The 12,615-nt window shown below is 57.8% G+C and carries 8 protein-coding genes; 1 reads left to right on the plus strand and 7 read right to left on the minus strand.

From position 1 onward, the window contains the following. Positions 1–114: 114 nt before the first annotated feature. From Q0J81_RS11545 to Q0J81_RS11570, 6 genes are all read right to left on the minus strand, one after another. Positions 115–2,040, minus strand: coding sequence for an NAD(P)/FAD-dependent oxidoreductase (locus tag Q0J81_RS11545; protein ID WP_294448025.1), 1,926 nt, complete (start codon positions 2,038–2,040; stop codon positions 115–117). 239 nt (positions 2,041–2,279) lie between these two features. Continuing rightward, positions 2,280–4,295, minus strand: coding sequence for a tripartite tricarboxylate transporter permease (locus tag Q0J81_RS11550; RefSeq protein WP_294448026.1), 2,016 nt, complete (start codon positions 4,293–4,295; stop codon positions 2,280–2,282). 190 nt (positions 4,296–4,485) lie between these two features. Continuing rightward, entirely contained in the window at positions 4,486–5,448 is a 963-nt protein-coding gene (locus Q0J81_RS11555; RefSeq protein WP_294448028.1) for a tripartite tricarboxylate transporter substrate binding protein, read from the minus strand. A gap of 55 nt (positions 5,449–5,503) precedes the next feature. Next, on the minus strand, positions 5,504–7,432 hold the full coding sequence (locus Q0J81_RS11560) for an FAD-dependent oxidoreductase (RefSeq protein ID WP_294448030.1): 1,929 nt from the start codon (positions 7,430–7,432) through the stop codon (positions 5,504–5,506). Positions 7,433–7,609: 177 nt separating this feature from the next. Continuing rightward, positions 7,610–9,295 (minus strand): FAD-binding protein, encoded by a 1,686-nt coding sequence (locus Q0J81_RS11565; RefSeq protein WP_294448032.1) that lies wholly within the window; start codon positions 9,293–9,295, stop codon positions 7,610–7,612. A 3-nt stretch (positions 9,296–9,298) separates the two neighbouring features. Next, complete coding sequence (locus Q0J81_RS11570; protein WP_294448034.1) at positions 9,299–9,532, minus strand: ferredoxin family protein; 234 nt, start codon at positions 9,530–9,532, stop codon at positions 9,299–9,301. A 217-nt stretch (positions 9,533–9,749) separates the two neighbouring features. On the opposite strand from Q0J81_RS11570, the gene Q0J81_RS11575 reads away from it, so the two are divergent. Further along, on the plus strand, positions 9,750–11,261 hold the full coding sequence (locus Q0J81_RS11575; RefSeq protein ID WP_294448036.1) for a sigma-54 dependent transcriptional regulator: 1,512 nt from the start codon (positions 9,750–9,752) through the stop codon (positions 11,259–11,261). 279 nt (positions 11,262–11,540) lie between these two features. Here Q0J81_RS11575 and Q0J81_RS11580 read toward each other — a convergent pair whose 3' ends face one another. Further along, positions 11,541–12,257 carry a phenylalanine--tRNA ligase beta subunit-related protein gene (locus tag Q0J81_RS11580; RefSeq protein ID WP_294448045.1) on the minus strand — a complete coding sequence of 239 codons (717 nt, stop codon included), beginning with the start codon at positions 12,255–12,257 and terminating at the stop codon, positions 11,541–11,543. Positions 12,258–12,615 lie beyond the last annotated feature (358 nt).

Below are 12,615 nucleotides of genomic sequence, written 5' to 3' on the forward strand. Positions count from 1 at the left end.
CGCTCACCGTGCTGCCTCACCTTGCCTGAACATAAGGGCCCCGCTTCACGGGAAGCGGGGCCCTTATGTACTCATGTCAGGCGTTGCGCTAAAAGACACCCCGCCCCAAAAACGTTACAGCTTCAATCCCAGAGCCAGGCCCTGGTCCATGGCCTCGTAGGCATCGCCGATGTGATCGCAGTCTCCTATGGCATGTACGGGAATGTCGCAGCCTTCCAGTGCCTGTTCCAGCTTTTTGTCCGGCACGGTGCCGATGGCCAGCACCAGCGTATCGGCCTTCACAGGGAAGAGCGCGGAACCATGAGCAATTTCCACCGTGTGTTCCGTCAGACGGAACAGGGAGGAGTTGGGGAAGAGGCGGATATTGTCACAGGCGGCTATTTCCTTGAACAGCCAGCCGCGGATGCGGGAAATGAGTCCGCGCCCGAGTTCATTCAGCTCCACAAGGCAGACCTTTTTGCCGTCGCGCGCCAGCTCCAGCGCCGTTTCCAGACCGATATACCGGCCGCCGAGCACCACACAGCGCTCGCCGGTGGCGACCTTGCCGCGCAGAACGTCCATGGCATAGACGATATTCATGCCGCTATCCAGCCCGTCCACACCCGTCAGCGGACGGGGCGTAGCACCCGTGGCCAACACGATGTCATCGGGTCTGTCGCTGAGAATGCGCTCTCTGTCCAGTTCCGTATTGAGATGGATGGCCACGCCCGCCTTCAACATGTTCTCATGCAGCCACGGAACCAGCGTGCGGAAGGTTGCCTTGTCCTTACCGGCGGAAGCGACCAGCCACTGACCGCCCAGTTCCCCGGTCTTTTCAAAAAGTTCCACCTGATGCCCGCGCTCGGCCAGCGTCAGCGCACAGCGCATTCCGGCAAGACCTCCGCCGACGACATAAATTTTCTTCGGCGTCGGAGCAGGAGTCGGCACATAGGTGCCTTCCATCATCAGAGAAGGATTGACGGTACAGCACATGCCGCGGTTTGCGAGTCTCGGGCGGGAAGCCCAGGTCTGGCAGTTGTTGCAGCGCACACAGCGGCGAATGCTGTTCTCCTCGCCCCGGCGCAGCTTGCCCACATAATCCGGATCGGCCAGCAGCGGCCGGGCGATACCGATGAAGTCGGCCACACCCTCAGCTATCATCTTATCCGCCAGATGCGGGTCGTGCATGCCGCAGCTGGCGATGATGGCCACATCGGGAAGCGCCTTCTTGACCTTGGCCGTATCCTCAACGTTTCTCTCCTCGCCCTCGGCATAGATGGGCACACCGTGCCACAGGCGTTCCTGACCGCCTGCGGCCATGAGAAAGGCGTCCACTCCGGCTTCCGCCAGATATCCCATTTCCTCAATGCCCTCTTCCAGCGTCATGCCGCCTTCCATGTAATCGCACTTGGGGAAGCGGATATAGACGGGGAAGTCCGACCGGGTACGCTCACGGACGGCTTCCACAATCATGCGGGGCAGCGTGATGCGCTTTCTGGCGCTTCCGCCGAAATCATCGGTACGACGGTTGCTGTAGGGAGACAGGAACTGACTGATGAACTTGCCGGAGCCGCCATGAAGGGCAAAACCGTCAAACCCGGCTTCGTACAGTCTTTTGCCGGCCTGAGCATAGCATTCGATGTAGTCCAGTATTTCCTGACGAGTCATTTCCCGGGGCACCACAAGATCCCACGAGCCTCTCACCGGAGAAGGGGCGATGCATTCCTTTTTCGTGCCCGCGCGCGAACCTGCGCCTCCGAGCTGAAGAAATACCTTTGCGCCCCCGGACTTGATGAGCGCGGCCAGCTCGGCCAGCTTTTCGATATACTTGTCGTCCCACAGGGCAAGGCCGCGGGCCAGCTTTACGGAAGGCCAGGCAAAGGTCTGCTGCACGGTAACAAGTCCGGCCTGCCCGAGACGCGCCCTGTGAAAATCAAACAGCGGCTGGCCTACGAAACCATCTTCCGTTCCGCCTCTGGTCTGCACGGAAGTCTGCACATAACGGTTGGGAATTTCCAGATTGCCCAGTTTTGCAGAAGTGAAAAGATGAGAAAAAGACATGGTACGGCTCCTTCTGAACCGGTTGGAGGGAAACGTCCCGCGTTTCCGGAAGAGCTCTTCGGAAAAGTAGCCCCTTCCCGCAAAAGAGCTCATTATCGAAGCGGCGCTCAGTGACGCCATAACTTCGTACGCCCGAGGAGTCGGATCTCTCCGGACGATACTGAATGAAAAACATATGAAACATCCGCCGGTACGGCATGCCGCCCCCGGCGGATGTTCCGCTTACGGGAATAAAGGGCCTAGAACAGAATGCCTCTCGGCGTGGCGACGCCGAAGCCCAGAGAGAAGATGACGTAGCATACGGCCACGAACACGACCGTGAACACCACGTTCCACAGCACGTCTCTGGAAGAGAGCTCGTCCTTCTTCAGAATGTTGCAGAGCACGAAGATGAGCACGGCCGATGCGACGTAGAAGCCGATGTACTTTATGCCCAGCACATAGGCGATGAGCAGCACGGCGTGCATGCCTATGCCTTTCCAGTTTATGCAGGCAAAGGGAGCTGCCGTTTGTCCGGCATACTTTGCGGGCCTGAACACGGCCTTGAGAATAACAGCCAACATAAGCAGCGCCAGCAGGCCCAGCACGATGGCAGGGAACATGGCCGTCTTGACGGGATAGCTGGGAAGTGCTGAGGCAAGAGCACCGATTATCGGCAACATGATGATGCCCGAAATAAGGTCGGCGCCGCGCATTCCTTCGAAAAGTCCGGGAATATCACCAGCCAGAGCCTTCTTTGCCACCGTTTTACCGGAACGCCTAGCCTGATACACGCGGAATACGACGTACAGGATGATGAGTATCAGCATGACCTGAGCCACGGGACGGCTCATAAAGTACACTAACGCCCCTTTGGCCTTGGCCAGAGACAGCGCCTCCAGCATGGAGCGTTCCACTATGGGACCGAGAATGACGCCGAGCGCGTACGCTCCGGGATTGAAGCCCAGTCTGACAAGGAAGTATGTGACGATACCGAAGAGGACGAAAATCCAGATATCAAAATTAAGACCTCGAACAACATAGGCGCCGATGGCACAGATGACGATAACCGCAGGAAAAAGCTTGTCCGAAGGAATGCGGAGGATGTTGGCCAGAGAACCTATGGTGAACAGACCGAGGAGGAGCTGCATCACCGCGCACAGGAACAACGCCATAATAACCATGTAAACGACAGGTCCCTGTTCTGTAAGGAAATTCGGACCGGGAGTCATGCCGTGCATGAAGATGGCGGCCATAAACACCGCAGCGGCGGGAGACCCGGGAATGCCCAGCGCAAGCACGGGAATGAAGGCGCCGCCCACAAGACCATTGTTGGAGCATTCCGAAGCGACGATCCCTTCAGCCGACCCCTTGCCAAACTTTTCCGGTTCGCTGGAGGAACGCTTTGCATCCGAGTAGGCAAGCATGGTGGCCACGGAGCCGCCAACGCCGGGAACGATGCCAACGCCGACACCAATAAGTCCAGAGCGGAAAAGAAGCATCTTCATTTTGCCAAAAAGCAACCGGCATAGACGACTGAACGCCGAAATATTGTCGCGCATTCTGACCTTTTCAAAAACGATTTCCTGATCCAGCGTGCAGTTGGTACTCATGACCATGGACAGCAGGCTGGGGAGAGAAAACGTACCGAGCATGACGGGAATGAACGGAATACCGCCCATAAGCTCAATGCTTCCGAGTGTGAAACGGGGATTGCCAACATAGGCGTCTACACCTATGCACGTGGTGAACACTCCGAGTGCCGCAGAAATGATACCCTTAAGAGGGTCCTGCGAGCTGATGGCTCCAACGAGAAAAAGGCCCATACCTGCCAGCAAAAAGAGTTCCACGGCACCAAATTTAATAACAAAAGGAGCAAGCAGCGGCAGGAAAAAAAGCATGCTTAAAGCCGACATGATGCCGCCCGTAAAGGAGGCAATATTGGAAATAAGAAGGGCATCTCTCGCCTTTCCCTGCCGTGCCATGGGATAGCCATCAAAGGCCGTGACCATGGCCGCCGATGTTCCAGGTGTATTCAGAAGTATGGAAGAAATCGACCCGCCATATTCACATCCGACATAAACACCGGAAAGTGCTATAAGGGCCGTTGTATGGTCCATGGTATAGGTCAACGGCAGAATAATAATCATGCCTATGGAGGCGCCGAAACCGGGCAGTGCCCCCACTATGATTCCCAGCGACACGGAAAGCGCTATCGCCAGTATATTGATAGGTGCAAGACATGTTACAAGTCCGTCCCATAGTAATTCTAACATACTATATCCTTACGATAAGGGCTTGGCCAATTTTTAAAGAACCGTCAGGCAAAACCTGTCTGACGGTTCTTTTTTCTTCACTGACAATTCCCAGAAAAAAGGAACGTATCGGGAACACTGTTTTCCCGGCAATCACATATTTTTCAGGAAGCACAGACTCTTTGCGATGCAGGCTTCCACCATGCCGACCTCAATCCGCCGTAGCCTTGATGGTATCCTTCAGACTTTCAACCTTGGCGTCCATCTTGGCGATGGTTTCCTTCAGATCATTGCTGTCCTGGAAGCCGTAAGTGGAACCGATTCTGGCAATGGAGGCAGCCAGGTCCTTGTTGTCGCGCAGGGTGGCAAGACGGCTGGTCAGATAGTCCAGGGCTTCCTTGGGCATGTCGGCGCGGCCGATGAGGCAGTTGAACATGGTGCAGCCGTCCATGTTGATGCCGTATTCGGCAAAGGTGGGCACGCCTTCGATGATGCGTTCCTTGGAGGCCGAAGCCAGAGCGCGAATCTTGCCCTTGTGGGTAGTCAGCCACTGAGCGTTGGAGCAGGCGGCGTCAATCTGACCGTCAAGCAGAGCCACGTTCAGCTTCGTGCCGTTCTCAAAGGGAATGCGGACCATGTCGACACCGGTTTCCTTGACGAAGGATGCGAAGGTGAGGTGGTTGGAGCTGTAGGATCCGGTGTTGCCCACCGTCACCTTGCCGGGGTTCTCCTTGGCGTACTTGATGAGGTCTTCAAGCGTCTTGAAGGGGCTGTCTTCACGAACGGTGATGATTTCGTCAAAAAGCACGGACGACACAATCGGAACGAGGTTGTCGGTGTTGTAGGAGGTCTTCTGGAAGACCTGCTGCAGAGAGATGTGGGGGAAATTGTAGAAGAGCAGCGTATAGCCGTCGGGCCTGGTGCTCATGTAGTAGTTGGCGCCGACCACGCCGCCCGCACCGGCCTTGTAGTCGGTCACGATCTTCACGCCCAGCGCCTCTTCATAGAAAGGCTGGGCGGCACGGAAGTTGTTGTCGGCGCCGGTACCGGCGCCGAAGGGGATGATGACGGTGATGGGCTTTTCAGGATAGGCGGCCTGAGCGGGGGCAACCATGCCAAGGGCGAGCAGGACGGCAGCGCAGACCTTACCGAGTTTGCGGAACGTGGTGTTCATAAGAATCTCCTTGGAAAAACAGGTTAATCTATGGCTCTCGCCATGAATGCAAAAATCAGAGTCTGCGACCGAGAAGCGCGCCTTCGCGGATGGCGTAAAGCGCATCCCCAATCTGGCGGCAGTCGCCGATGGCATGATATTCCAGACCAAGCGCCTCAAGATCGGCAACAAGGCTGTTCACCGGCACCGTGCCTATGGCCAGCACCACGGTATCACAGGGAAGCGTGAGCATGGAGCCGTTGTTTGCAGCATCCACGCCTTCGCTGTTCAGACGCAGGAGAGGGGAATTGGGATAGAAGCGGACCTTGGCCTGCACCATTTCGTTGCGGTAGATGCCCACAAGACGCGGAATGCCGCCATGTCCGATTTCCAGAGCTTCGAGCAGGGAAACGTCCTTGCCCTGCTTTGCGAGCTTGGTGGCCACTTCCATGCCGATGTACCGGCCGCCGACGACAACCACACGATCCCCGACTTCGGCACGGTCCATGATGACGTCCATGCCCTGCACTACGGAAGGTCCGCCGTGAGCCGGACGGTCCACCGGAGGAAGACCGCGGGGCACGGCGCCCGTGGCGAGTACCACCACGTCCGGGTGTTCCTTCTCAAGCAGTGCACGGTTCACTTCCACGCCCGTATGGACATGCACGCCGGCCTGCTTCATGGCATTCATCATCCACGGAATGAGCGTGCGGAAATCGGACTTGTAGGACGCCTTGCCGGCAACAATCCACTGACCGCCGAGCTCGTCGGCCTTTTCATACAAATCCACGTGATGACCGCGCTCGGCCAGCGTATGTGCGGCTTCCATGCCGGCCAGACCGCCGCCTGCGATGAGGATGCGCTTCGGCGTCGCGGCAGGTTCGGGCGTGGGGAATTCGGCTTCGCGCATGGCGGCGGGGTTCACCGTGCAGGTGATGCCGGGCGTGGGGATGCGGTCCTTGCGGGACTTGTAGGTAAAGCAGTTCAGGCAGTAGATGCAGCGCTTGATGTCGCGGTAGCGTCCTTCCTTGGCCTTGATGAGCAGCTCGGGATCAGTGATGAAGGGGCGACCGAGAGAAATGAAATCCGCCGCCCCCTCTTCCAGAAGCAGTTCGGCGGCAAGCGGGTCGTGAACCTTGCCTACGGTGATGACGGGCTTGCCCGAAGCCTCCCCGATGGGACGGGCCAGATGAGCAAGGCAGTTGCGGGGGAAGAAATAGTTGAAGGACGTGTTCCAGCCCTTTTCCTGATTGCCGGCAGAACATTCGAAGGCGTCCACACCCTCGGCCGCCATGATGCGGGCAATTTCCTTGCCGTCCTCCAGCGTGTTTCCGCCCTCCACCATGTCGTCCACGCTGAAGCGGAAGATGATGGGAAAATCCTCGCCTGCCTGCCTGCGTATGGCCTGCACGATCTGACGGGGGAAAAGCGTGCGCTTCTCAAGGCTCCCGCCGTAGGCGTCGGTACGTCTGTTGCTGTAGGCCGAAAGGAAAAGGCTCACCAGCTTGCCGTGGGCGGCGTGTATTTCCACCGCATCGAAACCGGCTTCACGCGCGCGGCGGGCGGCCTGCCCGTAGCACTCCACGAAATATTCAATCTGCTCGACGGAGATTTCCTTGGGAATTCTGTCTTCAAAAGCGAAACGCACGGGCGAAGGAGCGATGGAATGCCCGTCGGGACGGCGCGTACCTCGACCGCCGAGCTCCACGGCCACCTTGGGACCATAGGCATGCATGCGCTTCATCAACTCGGCAAGAGGACGGATATGGGCATCGCACCACAGGCCCATGGCGCCGTCGGTCTGTTCCTCCCGCCAGCAGTAGGTGTGGCCCATGATGACAAGTCCCATGCCGCCTTTTGCTCTTTCCTCATAAAAACGTGCCAGAGCATCGCTGAGCGTGCCTTCCGGCCCGGCTCCGCGGGTGGCTATGGGGGCGAAAACAAGGCGGTTGTCGAGTTCCATGCCGCCGATGCGCCCCGGGGTAAGCAGTTTTTCCAGTGCCATGATGTCTCCAGTATACGGCTTTCACAAAGTCGCCCGGCTGTGCGTGCACGGGGACTTCGGAGTAGCGGAAGGCCTCTCACGCCTTCCGCATGCTCTTCTCATGAAGAAGAAAACATCTCCCGACCGGTCTGGAGCCGAGCTTTGAACCGGTCCGGAGAGAAAAGGGTTCGGGCCGGGCTACGCGGACCAGCGCTGACGCCATTCCGTAATGACGTTTCCGTTTTCCTTGCGTACCGTCAGGAACTTATCCGACAGCAGAGGATTGGTGAAGGTGTAGTCGGAGCGCTGATGCATGCCGCGGCTTTCCTTGCGCTCACGGGCGGCGTGCATGATGACTTCGCCGTTGTCCATGAGTTCAAAGGCTTCCACGGCACGCAGAAGTTCGTGGGCGTTGGCCGCCTTCACGTTGGCTTCGGCATTGCGGCGCAGGTCGGCAAGATATTTCAGACCGGCGCAAAGCAGCGTTTCGGAGCGGACTCTGTGCGGACCGGCGGCGGCGTAGTCGCCCATGATCTGCTGCAGACCGAGGGCGGCTTCCTTCCAGTGCGCCCCGGAAGGACGGGTCAGGAACGAGTCGTAGTAGGCCATGCGCTCCTGCGCCCATTCCGACTTCTCGGCTTCGACCAGAGAGCCGCTTTCCAGATTGGCCGCGGCGTGCTCGCCTTCCATCCAGCCCCAGACGGCGGCGCCGGAAATGTCGGAACGGAAGTTGCCGACCATGTCGCCGGCGGCATAGAGGCCATGTACGGACGTTTCGCCGTTGATGTCGATTTCAAGGCCGCGTCCGATGAGGTGAGGTTCATACTGCATGAACTCCACGCCGTGCTTCGAGGGATCTATGCCCTTGTCGTCCATGTAATCGAGCAGCGCGCCGAGACCTTCGCTTATCATACCGGCACGCATGAACTTCATGTCTTCAGGACCGGTTCCCGTGCAGTCAATGTAGGCGGGGCCTCTGCCGTTCATGAGCACGTCGGAATAGGCGGAGTTCCACACGTCGCAGGTGATGTCGCCCACTTCCCTCGTCGCCTTGGTGACAAAGGGGCCGAGCAGCTTGCCGTCGGGATAACGGTAAACGCCGATCCAGGTACTCTTGCCGGCTCTGGAAAAATACTTGGGCCCGGCATGACGATTGGGCAGCTCCATGTTCACGAGCTTGGCGCCGATACGCCAGCTCTGCGCCTGAGCCGCGCCGGTGCAGGAAGGGCAGAAGGCGGTATTGAACAGCCAGCCCGGAGTACCCGCCGGCGGATAGAGACGGGAAGCAGCACCCGTGGCGATAATTACCTTTTTCGCACGAACCACGGTGTAGGAAGGTTCCTTGCCGCTCATGTCGAGGGCCAGGGCGCCGGTAATGCCTTCATCGTTGCGCAGAAGATCCAGCACGGGATGATGGTTCAGTATGACGGCCCCGGCCTTCTTTGCCTGAGCGGTGAGCACCTGCTTCTGGTTGTGGCCGTCATATTTGAGGAAAATGCGCGGACGGTTGGGGAAGGCATGCCCCATGAACACATAGTCGTCACCGAAGGGCTTCATGTTGATGCCCCATTCGTGCCACTTGTCCGCAATGCTGATGGAGCGTTCGAGGAAACGCACCGACAGCCTGGTGTCGTGGCAGAGACCGAGCATGCTGTCCAGAAGCTCCTTCAGAATGGGAGCCATGTCGTTGCCGTGAGCCTTGGGATAATAGCAGGTAAAATGGTCGTTGCCGGTGGCACCGGAACCGCTGCGCCTGCTGTTGGCCTTTTCCAGCACGATGACCTTTGCACCGCCCTGAGCTGCGGAAATGGCCGCACACAGGCCGCCGATGCCGCCGCCGATAACCAGAACATCCGTTTCCAACGTATTTTTCAGCGTGAGCATGACCTACTCCTTGAACTGGGCCGCATCCACGTGCAGCAGCATGTAGTTGAGGGGAATGCGCAATGATACCGCTTTCTTGGGGCAGTCGAGCACACAGGCGTTGCAATGCCAGCATTCCTCTCCGTACGCGACGGTCGGAACCATTTTCGGGGCTTCCTGCTCAAAGACGTTCATGGGACAGATGTCGGCGCAGGTACCGCAGCCGATACATAAATCCTGATTGATGACCGGGGGCATGTGTTTCTCCTTATTGCGATGGAGGGCGTATTGATGAATTTTGCTCTGTCTTCAATGCAAAATGCATACCAAAATAATTATCTAATAAAAACACAGTATTATCTGATACATTCCTGTCGTTTTATTTGCGTTTTCATCATTTAACTTTGCGTTTTTATAAAAAACGGCCTATAGTTTTTTCTCTCCACTCCACCTCAGAAGAACCCGGTTTTCCCCCATGTATTTCGACGAAGATTCCCTGCGTGCCAGTGCCCTTTCCTTCAAGCTCATCTACCGTACCCGCGGCCTCTTTCAGACCTGCACCTGTCTGCGGGACTTTCTGGAAGGACCGCTGGCCGTTTCCCACATCAACGGCCTGTATATTCCTGCGGACTGGTCCAACGTCATCACCATGGTGGATACGCAGGAAAATCGTCCTGTTAATATAAAAAGAGAAGGAAGACAGCTGCCTCTTCTGCTATGGGAGCAACTGGACAGTCCCCTCATTGTGGCCAATCTCGACCCATACAAGGAAAAACACCTGGAAGGAGACCCCACGGCGGAAAAGCTTCCCTTCCTGCGCCACTGCTCTCTGGCAAGACTGCCGCTGTGCAGAACAGAATCCTATATTTTCGTCATCAACTTCTGGTCGGACGAATACAATGCCTTCCGGGAAGAAGACCTGTCCGTCCTTCAGAAGGTGACCAGCGGCTTTGCCGAAGAACTCGCCAACGACCTGGAAGGCCCGGCACTTCCCTCCAACCGCTCTCTGACCTGCGGCAGCGACAAGCTTGTGGAATGCTCCGGCCTCTCCCATGTTCGTCATCTTGTGGAACAGGTAGCCCCCTGTTCAAGCACCGTACTCATCATGGGGGAAACCGGGGTAGGCAAGGAATCCGTAGCAGATTCCATCCACGAACTTTCCCCCCGGCGCAACGGTCCGCTCATCAAGGTCAACTGCGGCGCCATCCCGGACACTCTGCTGGACAGTGAACTCTTCGGCTACGAAAAAGGAGCCTTCACCGGCGCTCTGACCACGCGAAGGGGCTACTTTGAGGCGGCTCAGGGAGGAACCATCGTTCTGGACGAAATCGGAGAAATGTCGCTCTCCGCTCAGGTGAGACTGCTGCGCGTGCTGGAAAACAGAAGCATCATGCGCGTCGGCAACCCCCACGCCGTTTCCCTCGACGTACGCATCATAGCCTCCACCCATGCCGACCTGCAGCGAAAAGTACGGGAAGGCACCTTCCGCAAGGATTTGTGGTACCGCCTCAGCGTCTTTCCCATCCACGTACCGCCTCTTCGCGAACGCAAGGAAGACATTCCCATACTGCTGCGCCACTTTCTGCACACCAAGGCGGCACAGTTCGATTTGCCGGAAACCATGCGCATTCCGAAAGAAGAGCTGGCCAGACTCTATGCCTACAGCTGGCCGGGCAACGTGCGCGAGCTGGAACACGTGGTAGAGCGAGCCATGATTCTCGCCCGCGGCAAAAGCGGAGCTCTGCACTTTCAGATCGAACGGGATGACTCCGGTCAGGCGCCGTGGCCTTCCGCCGGGACGGACAAAAACTCCTCAGACTGGCCCACGCTGGTGGAAATGGAAAACCGGTATATCCGTGCCGTGCTGGACAAATGCGGAGGTAAGCTGACCGGAGAAAACAGCGTCACGCAGATACTCGACATTCACTACACCACCCTGCGGGCCAGAATGAAGCAGCTCGGCCTGCCCATGCCCCGGGAAAAATGACGCCATCCCCGTCGGCGGCAGGAGCGTTAACACCGCAAAACGATGATGGACGTCCGTGCCCCTGCGCTGGCTCATTCCCTCCGCCTCGTGGGAAATTTCCGGCAAAAACACAGATGGCCCGGACTTTTCACGAAGAGCTGACGTTCACCCCTCTTCTCCGCACCTCATGGACGCCTGCGGCGTTTCCCTTCCCGGCTGCGGAACCTGCATGACAAGATCCGCCGCCCCGTTTTTCGGAGCGGCGGATCTTGTCATGCAGAATACGTGAAAAACGTTCCGCTATGTCCAGGAGAAGTCGAACACAGGATTCTTGTCGTTGATCCATCCCGTCCAGACCTCGCAGTGAAACTCCTGCCGCAGGAATCCGGCAAGCTCGTCGCGCGCCGCGAGCACCGCCTTCCCGTTGACGTCCTCAAAGCCGTCGATGGGGAAAAAGACATGACTGGTCGCTTCCGTAATCTTGCCGTCGTCACTTTGCCGCCATATCCAGCGCCTTGTCTTCACGGTGCGGCCGCTCACATACACAAGTTCGTCTTCCGGCATGGCTTCAGCCTTCTCCTCCCCCATGCCGAGGAAATGATCCTGTGCCGTGGAAAAACGTATGGCCATGCCGCAATCTTCCAGCCTGTCCACATCGTGCGCGCCCATGGGCAGCTGATACCTAAGAGAAAACGCGTTGCCGAGATCCACCACGGGATTGATGTGCGGCAGATGACCGCTCTTCTGCACCCGCTTCGTCAGGGCCTCGATGGAGCACATGAACTTGTTGGGGTTCATTCCCAGCTTCGTGAACGCCGCGCGGTATGCGGCAACGGAAGGAAGTTCCCTCACGTTCACGTCCCGGAACTCTCCGGCAAATTCGGCGGCGCTTTTCTCCAGCATACGGGCAATGGTTCCGTTTTCACGGGCATTGTCCAGTCCCCGGGCCGCCACCACGCCGAGGCAGTATCCGGGCAGAGCGTCAAATACCTTTTCATCCACGACAAAATGCTTCATCGTTGCTCCCTCAGTTGAATTCATCCTTGCCTGAAAAACTTCCGTCATGCCGAGCGGCAGCCCAAAGAACTGGCTTCTGTTCAAAAGTATAGCCCGCTCGGCCCCCGATGAACAGTCCCCGGCTCCTCACTTTCCGAAGCGCCGTTTCACCTCGCCCTTTTTCTGCAAGGCGTCCCGGCAGGGGAAGCGCACGACGTTCCGTGCTTCCGTCTCTCTGGCACGGACGAGGAGATTTTCAACGGGAAACCACACCCGATCCCAGAATGCGCCCGGACAGTCACAAATGGGGCCCCACCGGCATAGCCGGTGGTTCCTCTTATGCGCCTGTAAGGCTTTCTTACCAGCCGCGCCCTAGCAG

The sequence above is a fragment of the uncultured Mailhella sp. genome, assembly GCF_944324575.1.
Taxonomy (GTDB): domain Bacteria; phylum Desulfobacterota; class Desulfovibrionia; order Desulfovibrionales; family Desulfovibrionaceae; genus Mailhella.